We start from the raw sequence: 20988 nt of genomic DNA on the forward strand, positions 1-20988 counted from the left end.
AACAACAAGCCACCGGGACGCCAAAGCGCCCCGGCGCTTGCAACAACTAGACTACTTTCGTAACTGCGCCAGAACAACAGCCTATGGCTGAGGCCTTTGATGTGGCCCTTATTGTCTTTTTAGCGGCGGTTTTCTTTGCTGGTTTCTTGGACGCGGATTTCTTTGCGGTGGCGGATTTTTTGGACGCGGATTTCTTTTTTGTAGCCATGAGAAGCCCCTTAAAGTTGGTATTAATAGACCAGAAGAACAGCCCACTCTTTTATATTCACTGAGGGGTTTCGCAACCCCGCAGTATTTGCCCTAACACCAGGGTTATTAAAACCCAAGTGATTGATGGTAATTTAGACCAGCTTCAAGGACGCACCACTACAGCACCCCAACGGCTCAACAAAACCCCTGAGCTGTTTCTTGTTGTTTATGCGGGCGCTGATTTTCTTGGTCTTCATGATTACATAGTTCCTTACAAAGTACGTTTACACTAATCACCGTGTTGGCCCTTGCCAGCCGGCGATATAAAAAACATTCACCAGTCCGTGGTCAGCGACCACGGGGAAGCAATCATAAAACGACCACGGGGAAGTGTTCAAAATGCGACCCGGTGGAAGCATTTTAGATGCTTCGACAAGCTCAGCATGACACGTTATTGCCGCACCGCACTTTTCAGGCGGAGTCTGCCGAAGCCCTACCAAGAGCGCCGCAACCCACATGGTTCGACAGGCTCAGCATGACACGTTAATGTCAGCCCGATCGCGCCGAGGGGCGCTTCGCCGAGATTCCCTGACCCCGCCCGGTCTTTTATCGCTTCGCCGTGGTCGCCCTTTTTGCTTCGCCGTGGTCGCCCTTTTTGCTTCGCCGTGGTCGCCTGACCTCGGTATATCCATCATTCGCGGGCAACCTCAGGGGGTTGCCCCTACAATACGCACAGGGCTACCCGTGCAACTTTTCAACGGGGGATTTACCGCTTTGTTTTGCCCGGTTGCCTAATGGCGTTTTAAAACCCGCGCCGGGATTTAACAACACCAGCGCCAATTTAAAAACACCCGCGTAAGCTTAGGGCTTTCGCCCTTACGCCCGCCGCGCCGAAACAAAACAAAACAAACGCGATTGGATTAGGACGCAGTTAAACGGCTATGCTCCCCCAAAAACCGGCACCAGCGTGTTGCGCTGGTAACCAGCCTCTACGCCATTTATTACTTGACATTAATTTTTATCATTTTACCGGCAAGTAAATCAACAAATTTTTTATAGAAATTTTACATTATTTATACCAGTTACAATAATATATATGGCCATACCATTAATATTGTCAAAATATCCCTACAAATGGTATTCCCCAATAAAAGTGGTGGATTATATCCATCTAAACCTTGGCTAAACCAACGCCATGTTTTGTGAAACGAATATAGGCAAACGCCATAATGATGTAATGCAACATGGCAGTTATTTCCAGGAGCGGTGGTCGGGCGACCACGGGGAAGCAATCAAAAAAAACACCACGGGGAAGCAAATTTCAACTTTATCCTCCACGCCCGGCCCAGCGGGTTACCCCCTCCCGCCTCCGGCGGACTCCCCCTTGGCAAGGGGGAGAAAGTAATAGCGAGCCATCACCCGCCACCAACACCCGCCATCAACACCGCGCCGCCATCGGGCCGTTTTGATGTAAAATGTTTTCATGATACGCAAAGCCTTTATTAAAACGTTGTCGGCAACCCTGTTAATGGCCGCAGTGGCGCTTTTCGCCTCCGCGCAGACCGGCGCCAAACACGCGCTGGTGATCACCGTGAACGGCGCCATAAACCCCGTGGCCGCCGAGTATATCGTTAAATCCATCGCCACCGCCGAAGCCGACCCCACAGTGGAAACGCTGGTTATCCAGCTGGACACCCCCGGCGGGCTGGACACATCCATGCGCCAGATAGTAAAAGAACTGCAACGCACGCCCATGCCCGTTATCGTGTATGTGGCGCCCAGCGGCTCCCGCGCGGCTTCGGCGGGGGCGTTCATCACCATGGCGGCCCATGTGGCGGCAATGGCCCCGGGCACCAATATCGGCGCGGCCTCGCCGGTGAACATGGGGGGAGAGGGGATGGACGTTACCATGAAGAAAAAAGTTACCAACGACGCGGCGGCGTACATCCGCTCATTAGCGGAAGCCCACGGCAGGAACGCCGACGCCGGGGAAGAGATGGTCCGCAGGGGCGCCTCCATGCAGGAGACAATGGCATTGGCGGAAAACGTGGTGGACCTGGTGGCGGCGGACCTGCCAGCATTGCTGGCCATGGTGGACGGGCGGGTGGTGAAAACCGCCGCCGGGGAGCGGAAGCTTGCCACCAAAGGGCTTGCGGTAAAACGGCTGGACATGAACTGGCGCGAGAAGATATTCGACGCCCTGGCGGACCCGAACATCGCCTACATGCTAATGATGCTGGGGTTTTACGGGCTGTTTTTCGAGCTATCCAACCCCGGCACGGTGCTTCCGGGCCTTTTGGGGGCCATATGCCTGATACTGGCGTTTTACTCGTTGCAAACCCTGCCCATCAGTTACGCCGGGGCCTTGCTTATACTGCTGGCGCTCATCATGTTCATGCTGGAGATATGGATACCCAGTTACGGGATGCTAACGCTGGGGGGGTTGATATCGCTGATTCTTGGGTCGCTTATGCTGGTGGACTCGCCGGAAGAATATATGCGGATCAGCCTTTCGATGGTATTGCCTGTGTCTGTGGGCACGGCGGCGTTTTTCTTTTTTCTGGTTGGTTCGGGCATCCGGGCGCAGTACCGTAAATCCATCACCGGCATGGAGGGGCTTATAGGGGAAGAGGGAATCGCCGAGACCGACATTTCCATGGACTCGCCCGGCACGGTTACGGCGCAGGGGGACATATGGAGCGCCGTTCCGCAAGACGGCCCCATCACCAAGGGAGAGCGGGTGGTGGTGGTTGGCCAGAAGGGGCTAACGCTTACGGTGAAGGCCGAAACCGTCAACCCACGTGGCGTTTGACGCGGGGCAGGAAATCCGCCGGGTTCAGGGGTTTGGTAACGTAATCGTCGGCGCCCATGGCGAAGGCTTTGTGGCGGGTTTCAATTTCTTCTTTGTCCCCGGCTCCACCGGCGGCCGTAACCACAACCACGGGAATGTTCTTTATGGAGTGGTTGTGCTTTATACGGAATAAAAGCTCGAACCCGTCCATCTCCGGCATGTTTATATCGGTTATCACCAGGTCCGGTTTTTCCGGTTCTCTTATGATCCTGCGGATGGCCTCGGCGCCGTTCTCGGCTTCTTTTATCTCCAGATCGAAAGTGAACAGCATGGATTTTATCACCTCCCGCGCCAGTTCCTGATCGTCCACCAGCAAAACGCTGGGTTTGCGGTGGGGGAGTTTTACGAAGAACACGCTCCCCTGCCCCAGCCGGGACTCCACCCAAATCTCCCCCCCATGGGCCGAAACGATATCCTTGCAATATGGCAGGCCCAGGCCCGTGCCTTTCTCCCCGCTGGTGCCGGGGGTGGAGGTTTTTATGTCCGGCCGGAAGATGTCGGATACGGCGGACGGATCTATCCCCACTCCGTTATCACGCACGGCAAAGGTCCCGCGCGCGCCGTTGGGGCTGAAGAAATCTATTTTTCCGCCCTGCAGGCTGAACTTCAAAGCGTTGGTTAGCAGGTTGCGCATAACCTCGCCCATAAGCGTAGGGTCGGCGAATATGCGGGAGCCATCGGGAATGTCGTTCACAATCTCCACCCCTTTTCTGGCGGCGGTGTGGCTTAGGCTGTCTATCACCGAGCCGGCCAGGTCTTTTAGCTGGAAGAATTTGGAAGCGGGTTTTATCTGGCCGGTCTGCAACCTGCTCATGTCGAAAAGGTCGTCTATCAGGCGGATGAGGCCATCCATGCCAGCGGATATTTTTTTGGCCATGTCGGCCTTGCGGGCGTCGTCCAGCGCGTATTCCTCGGCGCGTTCCAGGATGTGGGTCATGCCCTTTATGTTGTGCATGGGGCTTCTTAAGTCGTGAGAGATGAGGTTGACGAAGCGGTCTTTTATCTTGTTCATCTCCTCGGCCTCTTCCTTGGCGCGGCGCAGTTTGGCTTCGGCCTCTTTCTGATCCGTGATGTCCCGCACAGCCACCACCCGGGCCTTCTGGCCCTTATACATTATTTCGCGGCTGTGGATTTCCACCGGGAACACAGAGCCGTCCTTGCGGACGGATATTGTATCGTAGCTGGCGGCGCCGCCCTGCTGGATCTTTTTGCGTATAAGCTCCTGGCTCTGCGGCGGCATGATCTCGAGCATGTTTTTCCCTATCAGCTCGGGAACGCTGAACCCGCACATTTCCGCCAGCTGGCGGTTGGCGGCCAGGGTAACCCCGTCGACGTGGATGAAGATACCCTCGTAGGCGGCCTCGGCAAGCTCTCTGAACCGGCTTTCAGATTCCCTTAACGCCTCGTTGGCGGTGGATATCTGGATAGTTTTACTGGCCACCAGTTCTTCGAGCTGGTCGTTTGAGCGGCTGAGCGTTTCTTTCAAAATCCCCTCACGCTCGAGCAGATGGCGCTGGGCGGTCTCGTTTTCCAACCGCATGAAATTGATCCTGTCGGCCAGGGCGAACGAAAGCAGAATCACGTCCAGCCCCGCGCCCACCTGCGGCGCCCACAAAGACCAAGGGGCATATGGAAGATACCCCAGGTCTTTCAGGGAAAGTATGGCCACGCCGCCTAAAACCGCCGACCATGACAACACGTAGAACCTGGCGGGGCGGTAGCCTTTAAGCAGGCGGGACACGCCGAAGGCCAGGAAGATGGGGGCCGTTATCAGAGACGAGTAATAGAGCAAATCCAGCGAGAATTCCCAGAATCCGAGGCAGGACGTTACAAACCCCAACGCGAACACCCATTTGAGCGCGAGAAGGATTTTGTCTATCAACGGGGCCGCGCCACCCCTCGTGCCCAGGAACGATTGCGTGAACCAGGTGGCGGAAAAGAAGGCGGCAAAATAGGCTAATACCGGCCCGAAATCGGCAAGGTAAACAGAATCCCCCCACAGGTACTGATAGGCAAGGCCGTTGTAGGCGAACAGGGCCAGCGTTATTCCAGCGATATATAACACATAGTAGAAGTAACTTTTGTCCCGCACCGAGATGAAAAGGAAAAAGTTGTAGAAAGCCATCACCACCATGGCGCCGTAATAAATGCCCAGCCAGATATACTCCACTCCATTCCGCTGGTGGAACTTGTCCGGCGTCCAAACGTTCACCTTCACTTTCAACCCGCCGTAGTTTGAATAGGCGAACCTTAAATAAACCGTTTTTTCGGACCTGGCTGGAACGGCCACCTCAAACGCAGGTTTCCTGTATTGCACGGCGCGCAGGCTGAACGGGACATGGTCGCCGGATTTACGCTCTATAAACCCCGCGCCTTTGGCGGGCTCGTAAAAATTCACGAAATCGAACAGTGGATGGTCACTCTCCACAATTACGGATTGGGGGATATCGGAGGGGTTGGATAAAGTGAACCGCGCCCACAACGCCGCGCCGCCGAGGCCGAAATTGAGAGAGTCCGAGGTGGCCCTGATGAAACGCGCCTCGAATTCCGGGTTGGCGACCTGCTTTATGGTGAGTTTCCTGTCAGCGTCCTTCAGATAATGGAGCGAACGCCCCACGGATCCGCCGTCCACCCAAGGGCCGATGACAACGTCGGCTTTGGAAACGGTAGCCCCGGCCATTGTAAATATAAGGGCCAGCGCCGCCCCTGTTCTAAAGGTCCATAATTTTCGCGGCAAGTTCTACTCCAGCATGAGGGTCCAGAAAAGGAACCTGTTTATTTCCCGCCAGGCGGACTGGGCGCTGGTTTTGTCGAAAGAGGGGTTTTCAGGCTCCATGAAGGCGTGGCCTGCGTCGAACGTGATTATCTCCAGCTGTTTGCCCATGGCGGCCATCCTTTTTTCAAAGTTGGGCAACATTTCGGGAATGGGCTCTAAATAAGGGTCTTTGGCGCCGTAAACGCCCAGCGTCGGCCCGGCGATTTTACCCAGCACGAAGGGGTCATACTCCACATAGCCGTAAACTATCACCGTGGCGTCCACCGTGGCGCTGGTGGCTACACGCAAGGCTTGCCGCCCACCCATCGAAAAGCCCACCACGGCTATCTTTCCATGGCGCTCCCTTATTTTCTGCGCCGCCGTTCTCATTTTTATCAACGCTTCGGGGCTTTCGGCGGTATTAACGTAAAATCCCTGGGCAATCTCCGGGTCATCCGTCACCCGTCCATCGTAAAGGTCTATGGCGTAGGCGGCGTAACCGGCTTTGGCAAGCTGGTCCGTCACACTTTTCACCCAGCCGTTCAAACCCCACCATGGGTGAAGGACCAGAACCCCCGCGCGGGCGTCTTCCTTGCCGGAGAAATAAAGGTTGAAAGGGCCAGCCCCTGCGCAATCCATGGTTATCATTTTGCCGGAGAAACTGCTGGGCACGGATGAGACATATTCGGTGAATGCTGGCTGGGCCGTAACGGATAAAGCGAATGCCAGATAAACGGCAAAACCGACAATGGCTGATGAAACTTTAACCATAACCCCCTCCCCCGTTTAAGCCACGCGCCGCCCCCCAGCGGCTTTCATGCGTACAGGAGTTTCCATTATAATTCAATTTGCGGCGGGAACGGATATGCCTTATAAATGGACCATGTTTATAGGACATTACGGGGCCGCCATGGCGGCGAAAAAACTGGCCCCTAAAGCATCCCTGGGCGCGTTGATCATGGCCGCGCAGTTCATAGACCTTATATGGCCTCCCCTGCTCTTACTGGGTATTGAAAAAGCCCGCATAACTCCGGGAATCACTGAATTCACCCCGCTGGATTTCTATTTCTACCCATATTCCCACTCGCTTTTAATGACTTTTATATGGGCCTGCGCCTTTGGCGGAATTTATTTCGCCATAAGGAAGAACACTGTGGAAACCCTGGTCCTTTGCGCCCTTGTGATGAGCCATTGGGCTCTGGATTTTCTCGTCCATAGGCCAGACCTGCCGCTGGCCCCGGGTGTGGACATTTTTTACGGGCTGGGTTTGTGGAACAGCGTGGCTGGGACGCTGGCGGTAGAACTTTCCATGTTCCTGGCGGGAGCGTATCTTTATTACAGTTCCGTAAAACCATTGGGCAAATCCAGAGCCATTGGTTTTTTCACGGTAATAGTTCTGTTTTTGGCCATTTACGTGGGCAATCTAGCCTCTATCCCGCCCAGCATGGAAATGGTCGGAGCGTCGGGGCTATTGCTATGGCTGTTTGTCGCGTGGGGGTTCTGGGTGGATAAAAATACCGCAAGGTAATGTCACTCAATGAACATTGCGTCTCCATAGCTGAAGAATTTGTACTCTTCCCTCACCGCTTCCTCATAAGCCTTCAACGCCAGCTCACGCCCCATGAACGCCGAGACCAGTATCAACAGGGTGGATTTGGGCAGGTGAAAGTTGGTCAGCAATGCGTCCACCGCGCGGAATTTGTAACCTGGGGTGATAAATAGCCTGGTTTCACCCCGGCCATGCCTTAAGAGCCCATTGTCACCGGCGGCGCTCTCCAATAACCTGGTCACCGTGCTACCCACAGCCACCACGCGCCTTTTTTCCCTTTTTGCGGCGTTTATGGCCTGGGCTGAATCTTCGCTTATCTCGAAAGGCTCGGCGTCCATCACGTGATCCTCTATAACCTCCGATTTCACAGGGCGGAACGTTCCCGGCCCAACGTGGAGAGTTACCGGAACCACCACCACACCCAGGCGCTTTATCTTCTCCATGATCGCATCGGAGAAGTGAAGCCCGGCGGTGGGCGCGGCGCAGGAGCCCTCCAAGCTGGCGAACACGGTCTGGTATCTATCCCGGTCTGCGCTATCGGCGGCCCCGCTCTCCCGTTTAATATAAGGCGGCAAGGGAACCTGCCCGAAGGTTTCGGTGAGCCTTTTCATCTCGCTTTCCGGCTCGAACCGCACCAGCGCTTTTCCATCATCACGTTTTTTAAGAAATGTCACGGCGCCATCACCGGCCAGCAAAACCTCCCCATCTTTTACTTTCTGGGCTCCGCCCGCCAGCGCCTCCCACTCCCCGCCACCGAGGTTGCGAATTAAAAGTATCTCCACCACGGCCCCGGTCTTGCGGCGGGTGATAAGCCGCGCCGGGAAAACTTTCGTGACATTTATGGCCAGCGTATCCCCTTCCCTAAGGAGCGAAGGGAAATCGGCGAACCGCAGATGACGTGTCCGCCCATCAGCCCGGTTAACGGCCATAAGCCTGCTTTCACCGCGACCGGCGCTGGGTCTTTGGGCTATTAGCCGCTCCGGCAATTGGTAATCGAATAAGTCGATACTGGTCATGAATCGTTAGGGAATGGTTTATAGCCCTTATGGGTAAACGAAATGGGCCATTTCGGGCCGTTTAATTAACGAGCCTGTGATCCGGCGGATTGAGTTTCCGGCGAGGGGCTTTCCACGACCGCGATGGGCGCGGACGCCGGATCCTCCGGGACAACCGCCTCCGGCCCGGCGGCTTGCGCTGGCTCTTGCAGTTGGGCCAATTGGAGTTCTTCGTAAATCTGCGTAAGCTCCACCCCTGGGTAGAAATGCTGGACTATCTCATCATAAGTGGCTCCATTTTCAGACATGCCCCGGGCGCTCCACTGGCTCATGCCAACTCCGTGCCCGAACCCTTCGCCAGAAAAGACGAAAGCCCCCTTCTTGCTTCTTCTAACTTCAAACTTTGTCGAAAGTATCCTGGTTTCACCAAGGATCCGGCGCAATGTTTCACCGCTTACGATAATCTTTTTTCCGGAGCCCAAGGATATCTTTGCCCGGCGCACACGGCCCGATTCCGTGTGCGAGATGGCGTCAATGGCCGTAACTGGCCCTCCGCGAACGCCTAGCCTGCCCAGTCTGGCGGCAACCTCTTTGGCGCCTATGGCCCGTCGCCAGGACCGGTGGGGCGACCTGTCTTCGAAAAGAGCCGGCCTGCTCACAAGATAAGGACGCCGTTCTCCGCCCCACACTTCCTTTAAATCCTCTGTCCTGCCGCCTGCGGAACTGTGGTAGAACGTTCCCGCCGTTTGGCCGTCATACCTTGCGATTATCCCACGGGTGGCGAACACCGCCTCTTTCACCGCCTGGTTCACCCCTTTTTGCCCGCCATAGACCTGGGAGTTATATGTATTGTCCAGGTCGTACGCCCGGCCACCGGAACGCTCCATCTGGTATAGCGCGAAGGTGCGCGCCGCTATGGCCTGGGCCTTAAGAGCTTCTTCCGGCCAGGAACCGCCCATTTCCCGCGCCACCACCCCGGCCACGTACTCCTCCAGATCCACATGGTTCACCACCATCATCCGGCCATGGCCGTCTTTTACAAACTGTATCTCGCCATGGAACCTTAATGAGCCAACCCTGATGGGGCCGCTGGATGTGGCCGTTACCTCGTTGTCCCGCGCCAGCCTGCCACCGATGGAAAACCCGCCTGGCTTAACGGCCACCCGGGCCGTGCCGCCCTCGGTTTTAAGAATCACATTCTCGGAGCCGAGCATGAATTTGATGGGCCATTCGGAATGGACTGTGACCGAAGAAAGCCCCTTCTCCACCGCCACGCGAATGGTTTTGGCGTGAGCGCCGGGGGTTGAAAAAGCGGCGAATGCGAACAGGGCGCAAAACGTCAATCGCGGCGCCAGTTTTATCCGGACGCCGCGACAGGTCGCTCCCGCTATGGCTGTATTAAAACTCATCAGAGCCCGTTGTCCATCCTGTATTCGTTCAGCTTGTTCCGCAATGTGCGGATGGAAACGCCCAGCGACTCGGCCGCGCGGGTCCTGTTCCCCTGGACGCTTTCCAGCGTCTTCATTATCAGTTTCTTTTCCATTTGCGCCACCGTGACGCCCGGCGCTAATTCGTCCCCGGCCGCAGGGGTGGCGGCGGAAACATCGGGGGATTTTACTATATCCAGCATAAGATCCGCCACCTTAATAAGAGGCCCGGAGGAGAGCAGTACCGCCCTTTCCATAACGTTCTCCAGCTCCCGCACGTTGCCGCGCCAGGAGTGACGCTCCAGCGCCTGCATGGCCTCGTCATCCAAGCCTTCCAGCGCCTTGCCCATGAGCGCGTTGAATTTTTCAACGAAGTGGCCCACGAGCGCGGCTATGTCCCCGGTCCGCTCGCGCAATGGCGGCAGGTATAAGGGGATGACGTTGAGCCGGAAATAAAGATCCTCCCGGAACTTGCCTTCCGTTACCGCCTGTTTGATGTCCCGGTTGGTGGTGGCTATCACCCGCACGTTTATCGGCACAGGATGGGCGCCCCCAACCCGGTCTATCTCGTTCTCCTGCAACACCCGCAGAAGCTTGGCCTGCAGTTGCGGATCCATCTCCGTGACCTCATCCAGAAGCAATGTGCCCCCGTCGGCCAGTTCGAACTTGCCGGTCTTGCGGGCGATGGCCCCGGTGAACGAACCTTTCTCATGCCCGAAAAGCTCCGACTCCAGGAGGCTCTCCGGCAGGGCGGCGCAGTTTACCGCCACAAAAGGGCCGTCGGACCGGTCGGAATTTTCATGGATAAACCGGGCCACCAGTTCCTTGCCGGTGCCCGACTCCCCATGGACAAGAACCGTGGACCTGGATGGGGCCACCCTGCGGGCGATGTCCAGCGTCTGCTGGAGCCGGTCGTTAACGCTGACGATAACGCGCCCCTGGAATTTCTTTTTTGCCGGTGAAGGCTCTACGCCAGGTTTTTTCAGCGATACCGGCCGGGCCTCATCAGCGCCGTTGAACAGGCGGCGGAAAAGTTCGTCTAGCGTGTCGGCGGAGAAGGGTTTTAATATGTAGTCGCTGGCGCCTTCTTTCATGGCCTCCACCGCGTCGTCCACCGCGCCATAGGCGGTTATAAGCACAAAGGGCGCTTCGCTCTTGCGCTCCCGGATGGCCCGAAGAAGGTCCAGCCCGTTCATGCGGGGCATGCGCATATCGGAAATGATTATCTCCGGCGACTTTTCCTCGAAGGCCTTAAGCCCCTCCTCGCCGTTGCCCGCGGTGAACACTTTGTGCCCGGCGCGGCTCAGCGCCTCTTTGAGGGCGATCCGCATTTCCTCCTCATCGTCCACTACCAGAACGTTTTTCGGTTCGATGGCTGTCCTCATCATGATAAGGAATTCTATTAAATGGCTCTCATGCCGCAAAAGAGCGCCTTGAAAATTTTACGCTAAAACCGGCCATCTTCATAAAAGAATGTTAAACCAAGCCCGGCGTGGCGTGGCGTAAATCATGTCCACGCGATAACATATCCCGATGGTCAATAAATTATTGGCGGTCATCGCCGCGGTTGTCATTACATCCGGCTCCGTGGCGGAGAGCCGAGAAAGCGCCGTTCAAAAAGGGTTGAGGTTTTATAACGAGGGGAAATACGCCGAGGCGCTGAAAGCTTTTCATATATCCAAACCCCGGGAGCTGGACCGGAGGGCTTATCTTGCCTGGGGACTGAGCGCGTACAGGATGGGGAAATTCGAATCCGCCGCTATGAAACTGGAAAAAGCGGCTGGGATGGGCAAACCGGATGGGGACACCTGGGCGCTGACGGCGGAATGCCACTTGAAATCCGGAAATCCCGGCAAAGCGTTGCAGGCTGTAAGGAAAACCGCTCCCTTAAAAGTCTCCAGCCGTGGCGAGGTGGACTTGTTGTGGGGCTCCATTGCTGAAGCCAGCGGAGCTTATGGCGAAGCGGCGCAAAAATACCGCTCGGCCCTCGGCGAGAATCCGGATAAGGAATTTGATATCCGCGCCGGATTAGGCAGGGTTTTGGCCGGGCTTGGCGATTACTCCGGCTCCATTGAAAACTTCACCAGGGCGGCAAAGCTGAAACCCGGCGACGCTGAGGCGTTTTCCGGTTTGGGATACGCGTATTTAAAATCGGGAATGCTGGCGCAGGCGGAGGAAAGTCTTTTAACAGCCGCCAGCCTTGCGCCAGGTTTGGCCCCGGTGTGGTACAACCTGGCCTGCGCCCAATCGAAACAGGGCAAGGTGGAGAATGCCTGCGCGTCCCTGTCGAAGGCGTTTGAGACCGGTTTTAACGACGTTAACGGCGCCCTGTCCGACGATGATCTGGCCGGGTTGAGGGGAAAAGAATGTTTCTTGAAACTCACCCGGCGCATCCCGGTAAAATGATCCAACTGGGTGGAAGTTAAAAAACCGAAGCGCAATTTTTATTGAGAAATTTTGGCTCAATTCCGGAAAAACCGTGTTATATTGTTACCGAAAAGCCCATCCAAGCCCAGGGCGCTAATCTCAAGAGAACTTTTGCCAACACGGGGGGACGTGAAGGTGGAAAGGTTCAAATGTTTTTTAAACAAGGAGTTGGCGCCGATGCTACCCAATAAGCCCATGTTCGCCACAAAAAAAGGATTCACCCTTGTGGAGCTATTGGTGACTGTTTCCATCATCGCTGTCCTGATGGTGATAGTCATCCCGGAGCTTCAGAGGTACCGCCAGCGGTTTTACGACACAACCGCGCTTTCGGACCTGAACCAGTTCACAAAGGCTGTGGCCAATACGGATACCCCTGCTTTTTTCATTAACTGGATCACCACACCGGGAACGCATCCCAACTTTCCCGAAGTGAAGATTAGCAACGAGGTCAATATTCTAGACGTCTCAATAGACACCGGTTTAGGGTGGGTATGGTACGCGTGGGGGTGCCATTTAAAAGGCGAAACCGGATATTTCCTTTATATCCCATATGGAACCGACCCGTGGGGCGGCTGGATGGTACCAAACCAGATTCAGGAGAGTCCGGCATATCGCTGGCTTTGCCCATGAGCGTAACGCCTGATAGGCGTTTTATAAGGGAGGCAGGGGCGTTTACTGGCGCCGTATGGCCTCTATCTCCCGCTCCAGCGCCTCTTCCACCCGGGTTTTTTCCTGCCTGAAATTTTCCTTGGCTTCCTCCAGAGCGGCGGCATATTCAGGGCGCCCGGCTATTTTCTTCATTTTCTCGTCGAGCATGATTTTGGCCTCGGCAATCTTCGCCTCGGTTTTGCTCCGGGCTTCGGCTATGGCCGCTTTTTGGCTGGCGCTCAAAGATTTTAACTCGCCCCCCGTAAGCTTCGCCGCCTTCTCCATGGCCAGTTCCAGCGCCGATTTCATTTTTTAGGCTCCTCTTCAATACGCAATATCTTGTTCGTTGTTTTTGCCTTCAGCAGGGTTTTTATCCTGGTTCCCGGGGCCAGCGCATCCCCCGGCTCCATGCCGTTCAACATGGCTGTTTCCATGGCCATCCCCTCGTCTCCACTGACCTCTTTGGCTATGGAGAGGAAAGTCTCCCCTTCTTTAACCGTGTGGATGTGCACCACCCAAGGCGGGTTGGTTTGCCCACGCCAGGCGGGTTTGCCGTACCTCAACCCCTCAATGGCGTCCAGATACCTGTCGCGGAAATCGTTTGTCTGCCCGTCGCGGGCTTTCAACAGTTCGCTTTTGCCTTCGGCTTCTATGATCCTGCTCACGGTGTCCGGATGGGTTGCGGCGAACCCGTGATAACTGTGCCCCCCCTTCCGCTCTATGACCCTCAGCGACTCCAGGAACTTCACTATCCCTGTGGGGTCATACCCCGCCTCGTACGCGGTGATCATCCCCACCTGGTCGCTCTCCATCTCAAACTCCCGGCCATACCCTAGAAGGACCTGTTGGGAAAGGGATGTGCTTACGGTAAGCCACGCGCCGGCGTTCGCGCGGATTTCCTCGCTCAATGCCAGGCCGCCCAGGGTGAGCAGGGCCGAGCCTATCTGTTTTTTCATCTGCCGCACGGCGTGGTGGCCTATCACATGGCCAACCTCGTGCCCTATCACGCCCGCCAATGCCGCCTCGGAGTTTAGCGTGGCCAGAAGCCCACGGGTCACATAAATATATCCGCCGGGCAGAGCGAAAGCGTTTATCATCTCTTGATCAACGACTTTGAAGTGATACTCGAATTCCGGCTCGCGGATTTTGGTGAGTACCTTGTTCCCGACCCGGGTAACGTATTCCTGCAAGGCCGGGTCTTCATAATAGCCGTAGGAGCGGATGATGTCCTTGTCCGCCTCGCGGCCTATGGCCTCCTCGTCGGATCCTTCAAACAGGGCCAGCCCATACCGGGCCGTGCCAACGACAAGCGCCATCGCCGCCAGAATGGCGATTAAAACCGGCAGACGCCAAGGCTTTTGAGCGTTCATTAAAAGTTCTGTTAAAATATAAATTTTAGCACATAACGCGAGGCCATTATCCGCCCGGGCTACACGGCGGAACCTTGGCCCCATTGCAGGATTGCGATTCGAAAGTGAATAAACCGTACAAGATCGGCCTTTTGCAGATGAGCATGTCCACTGATCCGGCGGAGAACATGTTGAAGGCCGTTTCTCTCATAGAGTCGGCGGCCAACGCTGGCGCCAGCGTTATTTGCCTGCCGGAGCTGTTCTTGACGCCATATTTCTGCCAGCGGGAGGACGCGGCGCTGTTCAACCACGCCGAGCCAATCCCCGGCCCGGCTACGGATACGCTGTGCAAAGCCGCGGCCAGGACCGGAGCCGTGATAGTAGCCTCGCTTTTCGAGAAACGGGCCAAGGGGCTTTACCATAACACCACGGCGGTCATCGGCCCCGATGGAAAGCTTATGGGGATTTACAGGAAAAACCACATTCCCGACGACCCGTCCTATTACGAGAAATATTATTTCACCCCCGGCGACCTGGGTTTCAAAACCTTCGACACATCTTTCGGTAAGCTTGGCGTCCTCATCTGCTGGGACCAGTGGTATCCCGAGGCGGCGCGGCTGACGGCGCTTTTGGGGGCGGAGGTCATCTTTTACCCCACGGCCATAGGCTGGCATCCGGCGGAGCGTGAACAGTTCGGCGCGGCGCAGAAAGACGCGTGGAGAACCGTCCAGCGGGGCCACGCCATAGCCAACGGGGTGTATGTGGCGGCGGTGAACCGGGTTGGGCGCGAAATCACCAAAGAAGGGGGCGACGGCATCCAGTTCTGGGGCGGCAGTTTTATAAGCGACCCATTCGGCGTGGTGACCGCCGAAGCCTCCGCCGACCGGGAGGAGATATTGATAACCGAGGTGGATCCGGCGAAGATCGAGGAGACCCGCCGCAACTGGCCGTTCCTGCGCGACCGCCGCATAGACCTGTACGGCGGAATAACAAGCCGCTATTCCGACTGACAGCGACACAGTGAAAACCTCGAAACTTACCGCCCTGCCCGCGCGGCAGGGTTACCGGATGCCCGCCGAGTGGGAAGGGCATGACGCCACATGGATATGCTGGCCCCAGAACGGGGAAGACTGGCCGGGCAAGCTGAACACCGTCCAGTGGGTGTTCGCCGAGATGGTCAAAAAACTCACCCTGGGCGAAACCGTCCGCATCATTGTTGGAAGCGTCGACAAATCCAAAAGCGTCCGGCGGATATTGGCCAAGTCCCGCGTGGACTTGACCCGGGTGGAGTTTTTCATCATACCCACCGACCGGGGCTGGACCCGCGACATGGGCCCCATATTCATTAAGAACGCCGCCGGGGAAAAGGCCATCGTAAATTTCAAATTCAACGCCTGGGCCAAGTACCCCAACTGGAGGCTGGATAACAAAGTGGCGGGCATAGTGGCGAGGAAGCTGAAAACGCCGATAGTGGAAGCGGTGGTAAATGGCGCGCCTTTCACGCTGGAAGGCGGGGCCATAGATGTGAACGGCAAAGGAACGCTAATCACCACCGTGGAATGTCTGCTGGACGATAAGGTTCAAACGCGAAACCCGGGATTGGGCAGGAAAGAGACCGAACAGGCGCTTGCCGGTTATCTGGGCGCTAAAAATGTTATATGGCTCAACAAGGGTATTGCCGGGGATGACACCCACGGCCATGTGGACGACCTTTGCCGGTTCGTTAACGCCAATACCGTGGTCTTATGCGCCGAGGATAATCCCGCCGAAGATAATTACCGCCCGCTGAACGAAAACCGCGAGATATTGCAAGGCGCAAGGCTGGAGGACGGCTCCAAACCGGAAGTTGTGTTATTGCCCATGCCGGCGCCATTGGTTTTCGACGGGTTGCGCCTTCCGGCCTCTTACGCCAACTTTTACATCGGCGACGCGGTGGTGATAGTCCCCACCTTCAACGACGTAAAAGACCGGGTGGCGCTGGGGATATTGTCCGAACTGTTTCCGGGGCGGCAAGTTATAGGCATCCACGCAGTGGATCTGGTGTGGGGGCTGGGCACGTTGCATTGCTTGACCCAGCAGGAGCCTAAAGGCATTTAAACCACCGCATCATGCTTGAACTTCAAGGTTATCATCTGGCAAACATCATTCCGCCCATGACTATTATCAGGAAGTACATAAACCTCTTTACCGTGTCTTTATGGACATTATCGCTGGTGGCCGAGCCTGACAGGGAACCGGCCACAAGAAACGGCGCGCAGATGGCGAACCATTTTAAGGCCGCAAGCGTGGCCAGACCGGAAAGAGCGTAGAACGTGATGACCATGATGTTGCTCACCACAAAATAGGTGACTAACACCCCTTTTTTTTGATCTATCTCCCAGGGCTGGGTCGTGACGAAAAAAACCGATATGGGGCCGTTTAACCCAAATGCGCCGCCCAGGATACCCGAGAAGAAACCGAACAAGTACGCGAGCCTGGCCCCCATTCGCAATTTGATTTCCGCCACCATCAGTGAAAATATTGCAAAGGCTATGAGAAATGAGCCAAGGCCCATTTTTATCATCGAGGGGTCCAGTGATTTAAGGAAATAGACCCCTATGGGTATGCCGAAAACGGCGCCGGTGAACAGCGGGCGGGACTTTTTAAAATCCAGCCGCTCATGCCACCGGAACATGAGGGTAAGGTTTATAAGGATACCATTCAACAGGGATAGCGGAATGGCTGTTTTCACGTCTATCAGCATGGCGAACAGCGGAATGGCGATAAGGGCGTGACCGAACCCGGCGGAACCCTGGGTGAACGCCGAGGCGAACGCTATCAGCGGTAACAGCCAATATTCGCTCACAGCGGCCTATCGAACGCGGGGAGAGCGCAAGACTGTCGTCTTCCCCCTATTTTTTATCCATGGCGCGGCGCACGGAGGAAACGAACTTTGATAGCTCCCGAACAGCCTGCTCCGGCGACCCGGCGGAGTTGATGACCCTTACCGCCTGTGAGCCGATAATGACGCCGTCCGCAACGGCGGACATCTGGCGGGCCTGCTCCGGCCCGGTAACGCCGAATCCGGCGCATACCGGAAGGCGCGTGGTTTTCTTGAGGGCTTTTATCCCCTTGCCAGCTTCCGTGGCGGATGCCAGCTTGTTGCCGGTGACGCCCGCCACGCTTATGTAATAAACAAACCCGGAAGAACGGGCCGCTATCTGCTTTAACCTTTGCGATGGGGACGTGGGCGCGGCCAGCATTATGATGTCCAGCCCATGATCTTTGGCCGAAGGGGCGAACTCGTCTATCTCCTCCAGCGGCGCATCGGGGATTATTATCCCATCCACGCCAGCTTCGGCGCATTGGCGCATGAACTTGTTAACCCCGTGGTTAATGATCAGCGTGGAGGCCAGCATGAACACCAGCGGAACGTCCGTTTGCTCACGGATCTTTTTAACCGCCGCCAGAACTTTCGTGAGGCTGGCTCCTCGCTTGATGGCCCGGTGGAAAGACTCCTGGATTACGGGCCCGTCCGCCAGCGGATCCGAGAATGGCACGCCAAGCTCCACGATGTCCGCCCCGGCCTTTTTAGCGGCCAGAACCAGCCTTACCGTGGTCTCGATGTCCGGATCTCCGGCGGTGAGGAATATCACCAGCGCACGGCGTTTTTCCGCCTTAAGCTTCGCGAATGTGGACTCTATCCTGCTCATCGGTTACTTCGCCCCCTTCTTCCCGCGGGAGCCGAGCAGACGCTGGGCCACCTCCACGTCCTTGTCGCCGCGCCCGGAAAGGCAGACGACTATTACCTTGTTCCTGCTCAATTTTGGCGCCATTTTCATGACATGAGCTATGGCGTGGGCCGACTCGAAAGCGGGCATGATGCCTTCTTCTTTCGAAAGAAGCTCGAAAGCATTCAGCGCCTCGTCATCGGTGACATTTACGTATTGGGCGATCCCCATATCTTTAAAATAGGCGTGCTCCGGGCCCACGCCTGGATAGTCCAGCCCCGCGGAAAGCGAATGAGTCTCCATCACCTGCCCGTCTTTGTCCAGCATAACGTAGCTCTTGGAGCCGTGCAGGACGCCCACTTTTCCCTTGGCCAGCGGCGCCCCATGTTTTCCTGTGGAAATGCCAAGCCCGCCCGCTTCCACGCCGATAAGCTCCACCTCGTCATCGTGAGCGAACGGATGGAATATGCCCATGGAGTTACTGCCGCCCCCCACGCAGGCGATTATCTTGTCCGGCAGGCGCCCTTCTTTCACCATTATCTGGAACCGGGTCTCGTGCCCGATAACGCTTTGGAACTCCCTCACAATTTTCGGGAACGGATGCGGGCCTATCACCGAACCGATTACCAGGTTCGTATGGTCGCTGGTGGCTATCCAGTCGCGGATGGCTTCGCTGGATGCTTCCTTGAGGGTCTTCGTGCCCACATCAACGGGGATAACGTCGGCCCCCAGAAGCTTCATGCGGAACACGTTTATCTTCTGCCGCTCCATGTCCTTGGAGCCCATGTACACGTCGCACTTCAATCCAAAAAGCGCCGCCGCAGTGGCCGTTGCCACCCCATGCTGGCCCGCGCCGGTCTCGGCGATGATCCTTTTCTTCTTCATCCGCAGGGCCAGAAGGCCCTGGCCGATGGTGTTGTTTATCTTGTGGGAGCCTGTATGGGCCAGGTCTTCCCTCTTTAGATAAACCCTGGCCCCGCCCAGCCGTTTCGTGAGTTTCTCGGCGAAATAAAGGGGCGTGGGCCTGCCTATGTATGTGGAGCGGTACCGCTCCAGCTTCCTTAAAAACTTCGAGTCCTTCAGGGCCTTGTCAAACTCGGCCTCCAGCCGCAAAAGGGCGGGCATCAGGGTTTCAATAACGTACCTGCCGCCGAATTGCCCGAAATGGCCGTTTGTATCGGGTATGGTCATATCATCTCCAAAATCGGAACCTGTAGAGTTTACCAGCCGTTTCGGCCAAAGTAAAACATCACAGGGGTGGAATGTGAAAGTTACGAACCGGCTCCCTCAAGCGCGGTTTCCATCCTACGGAATATATGCCCGGCCTGGCGCAACCGCAAGCTGGACTAAGACTTTTCCTTAGAATCCATCTTCCGGCTTTTTTAACTCCGGCGCTTCGCCCGCGCCCTTGACTATCTCTTTCACCAGTTCTTCAGTAAGCCGGTTAAGCCCCCGCCGCCCGGCGGCGCTGATGGGTATGGCGTCGAACCGTTGGGTTAAATCCATCACGGTCCCGGTATCCACCCTGTCCACCTTATTGAACACTGTTTTTCTGGGTATCTTGTCCAGCCCTATACGTTCAAGCACTTCTTCCACCGCGCGGATCTGTTTCTCAAAATCCGGGGCGGAGATGTCCACCAGATGGATAAGGATATCCGCGTCTTTCAACTCTTCAAGGGTGGAGCGGAACGCGTCCAGCAACTCGTCGGGCAGGTCGCGGATGAAGCCAACAGTGTCGGATATGACCACGTCCATATTCTTCGGGAACCGGATGCGGCGCGAGGTGGGGTCCAGCGTGGCGAACAGCTTGTCCTCCACCAGCACCGAGCTTTTTGTGAGAGCGTTGAGCAGGGTGGATTTACCGGCGTTGGTGTAGCCTATCACCGCTATCTGCGGCACGCCGGAGCGCTTTCTCAGGCTACGCCTCTGCTCCCTGCCGTGCCCGAGTTTTTTCAGAGCCGTCTCGGCCCGGTTTATCCTCTCCCTCAACCGGCGGCGGGTGATCTCCATGGATGTTTCACCGGGGCCTTTCATGCCTATGCCGCCCCGGATGCGGGAGAGGGCGTCGTCTTTCAACCCCACCCTGGGCAGGGAATATTTCAGGCGGGCCAGTTCCACCCTTAACTTGCCATCGGTGGAATGGGCCCTTCGGGCGAAGATGCGATGGATAAGCTGGGTGCGGTCCAAGGTCGGCATATCCGTGATATTTCCTATAAACCGCGCCTGCGCGGGGGTAAGCTCCTGGTCGAAAAGTATCATGTCGGCGTTGAGCGCCATGGAGCGGATGATAACGTCTTTCACCCTGCCGGAGCCAAGGAGATTCTGGGGGTTGGGAGAACCTCGATAGATCACCCTGTCCACCGGGATAATCTGCTCCGTGCGGGCCAGTTCTGAAAGTTCGTACAGGCGCTCCTCAGCGTCGGCTTTGGGCAGGCTGGATATGTGCACCAGCAGGGCCCGCAATGAACCTTTTTCTTCTTTGCGCGTGTCCCGCCGGGCGAAATCCTCCTCCAGCGACTTTATGATGTCGGCGAACCTCACCCCGGTATCGGGATATCGCGTGGAAGGCAGGGTTATCCAGGGTTCCGGCGCGTCAGGATCCGGGTTCAGATGGGCGGAATACAGGTTTTGCGGGTCGCCGTCGGGCGCCACGGCCACGGCCATTATCAAGTCCAGCCGCAACATGGCCAGGTCCGTCAGGTCTTCCTTGGAGAGCGGCTCGTCTTTCAAATGGGTATGGATGACACGAAAACCCCTCAACCTTCCCGTGCCGGAACGCAACCTGCTCAGCGATGGGATCACTATCTGGCTTTGATCCCCGGCTATGACATATTCCACCTTGCCGCGCCGGTCCATCACCAGCCCCACCTGCCTGCCCAGTTCGCGGGATATCCTGCTTAAGGTGAGGATAAGCTCCGGCGGCGCCACCACGTCCGCCTGCGTCTTGCGCCTGTAAAGCCTTTCAAGCGCCCTTATCTGCGACGGCTTTAAACCGGTGAGGTTGCCTTCAACAGCTTTTATGGCAGGTTCTCCAATTTAACGCCAGTATCGAAATCACTACTATTCATGTATCTGTTATACCACCACG

The 20988-nt window shown here is 56.4% G+C and carries 17 protein-coding genes; 6 read left to right on the top strand and 11 right to left on the bottom strand.

Going from position 1 to position 20988, the window contains the following annotated elements:
- Positions 1–1672 precede the first annotated feature (1672 nt).
- Positions 1673–3001, top strand: coding sequence for a nodulation protein NfeD (locus tag HY751_05220; protein MBI4665796.1), 1329 nt, complete (start codon positions 1673–1675; stop codon positions 2999–3001).
- Here the strand turns inward: HY751_05220 and HY751_05225 are convergent.
- A complete protein-coding gene (locus HY751_05225) occupies positions 2982–5777 on the bottom strand; it encodes a response regulator (protein ID MBI4665797.1) in 2796 nt (931 codons plus the stop codon). The two genes, HY751_05220 and HY751_05225, sit on opposite strands and share 20 nt — an antisense overlap.
- Before the next feature lie 3 nt (positions 5778–5780).
- The gene (locus HY751_05230) at positions 5781–6566 is read right to left on the bottom strand and encodes an alpha/beta fold hydrolase (protein ID MBI4665798.1); all 786 of its coding nucleotides are present in this window, start codon (positions 6564–6566) and stop codon (positions 5781–5783) included.
- A gap of 94 nt (positions 6567–6660) precedes the next feature.
- Between HY751_05230 and HY751_05235 the strand changes: the two genes are divergently transcribed.
- Positions 6661–7323: a hypothetical protein gene (locus tag HY751_05235; GenBank protein ID MBI4665799.1), complete on the top strand. Its 663-nt coding sequence runs from the start codon at positions 6661–6663 to the stop codon at positions 7321–7323.
- Between the two features lie 2 nt (positions 7324–7325).
- On the opposite strand, the gene queA is transcribed toward HY751_05235, so the two are convergent.
- The 3 genes from queA to HY751_05250 form a co-directional block, all read right to left on the bottom strand.
- Positions 7326–8360 (bottom strand): tRNA preQ1(34) S-adenosylmethionine ribosyltransferase-isomerase QueA, encoded by a 1035-nt coding sequence (gene queA, locus HY751_05240; protein MBI4665800.1) that lies wholly within the window; start codon positions 8358–8360, stop codon positions 7326–7328.
- Positions 8361–8425: 65 nt separating this feature from the next.
- The gene (locus tag HY751_05245) at positions 8426–9748 is read right to left on the bottom strand and encodes a SpoIID/LytB domain-containing protein (GenBank protein ID MBI4665801.1); all 1323 of its coding nucleotides are present in this window, start codon (positions 9746–9748) and stop codon (positions 8426–8428) included.
- Positions 9748–11151, bottom strand: coding sequence for a sigma-54-dependent Fis family transcriptional regulator (locus tag HY751_05250; protein ID MBI4665802.1), 1404 nt, complete (start codon positions 11149–11151; stop codon positions 9748–9750). Before HY751_05250 ends, HY751_05245 begins: the two co-directional genes overlap by 1 nt.
- A 148-nt stretch (positions 11152–11299) precedes the next feature.
- On the opposite strand from HY751_05250, the gene HY751_05255 reads away from it, so the two are divergent.
- Both HY751_05255 and HY751_05260 read left to right on the top strand, forming a co-directional pair.
- Positions 11300–12172, top strand: a complete 873-nt coding sequence (locus HY751_05255; protein MBI4665803.1) for a tetratricopeptide repeat protein — start codon at positions 11300–11302, stop codon at positions 12170–12172.
- Between the two features lie 216 nt (positions 12173–12388).
- A complete protein-coding gene (locus HY751_05260; protein ID MBI4665804.1) occupies positions 12389–12823 on the top strand; it encodes a prepilin-type N-terminal cleavage/methylation domain-containing protein in 435 nt (144 codons plus the stop codon).
- A gap of 42 nt (positions 12824–12865) precedes the next feature.
- Here HY751_05260 and HY751_05265 read toward each other — a convergent pair whose 3' ends face one another.
- Both HY751_05265 and HY751_05270 read right to left on the bottom strand, forming a co-directional pair.
- Positions 12866–13150: a hypothetical protein gene (locus HY751_05265; GenBank protein ID MBI4665805.1), complete on the bottom strand. Its 285-nt coding sequence runs from the start codon at positions 13148–13150 to the stop codon at positions 12866–12868.
- Entirely contained in the window at positions 13147–14211 is a 1065-nt protein-coding gene (locus HY751_05270; GenBank protein MBI4665806.1) for a M48 family metalloprotease, read from the bottom strand. Before HY751_05270 ends, HY751_05265 begins: the two co-directional genes overlap by 4 nt.
- Positions 14212–14348: 137 nt before the next feature.
- Between HY751_05270 and HY751_05275 the strand changes: the two genes are divergently transcribed.
- The gene (locus tag HY751_05275) at positions 14349–15200 is read left to right on the top strand and encodes a carbon-nitrogen hydrolase (protein MBI4665807.1); all 852 of its coding nucleotides are present in this window, start codon (positions 14349–14351) and stop codon (positions 15198–15200) included.
- A 58-nt stretch (positions 15201–15258) separates the two neighbouring features.
- A complete protein-coding gene (locus tag HY751_05280; GenBank protein MBI4665808.1) occupies positions 15259–16287 on the top strand; it encodes an agmatine deiminase family protein in 1029 nt (342 codons plus the stop codon).
- 31 nt (positions 16288–16318) lie between these two features.
- Here HY751_05280 and HY751_05285 read toward each other — a convergent pair whose 3' ends face one another.
- The 4 genes from HY751_05285 to hflX form a co-directional block, all read right to left on the bottom strand.
- The gene (locus HY751_05285; GenBank protein ID MBI4665809.1) at positions 16319–17035 is read right to left on the bottom strand and encodes a sulfite exporter TauE/SafE family protein; all 717 of its coding nucleotides are present in this window, start codon (positions 17033–17035) and stop codon (positions 16319–16321) included.
- A 46-nt stretch (positions 17036–17081) separates the two neighbouring features.
- Positions 17082–17882 carry a tryptophan synthase subunit alpha gene (locus HY751_05290; protein ID MBI4665810.1) on the bottom strand — a complete coding sequence of 267 codons (801 nt, stop codon included), beginning with the start codon at positions 17880–17882 and terminating at the stop codon, positions 17082–17084.
- A 3-nt stretch (positions 17883–17885) separates the two neighbouring features.
- Complete coding sequence (trpB, locus tag HY751_05295) at positions 17886–19091, bottom strand: tryptophan synthase subunit beta (protein ID MBI4665811.1); 1206 nt, start codon at positions 19089–19091, stop codon at positions 17886–17888.
- 168 nt (positions 19092–19259) lie between these two features.
- The gene (gene hflX, locus HY751_05300) at positions 19260–20828 is read right to left on the bottom strand and encodes a GTPase HflX (GenBank protein ID MBI4665812.1); all 1569 of its coding nucleotides are present in this window, start codon (positions 20826–20828) and stop codon (positions 19260–19262) included.
- Positions 20829–20988: the final 160 nt, after the last annotated feature.

This window comes from Nitrospinota bacterium, from assembly GCA_016208975.1.
GTDB lineage: Bacteria > Nitrospinota_A > UBA7883 > UBA7883 > JACRLM01 > JACQXA01.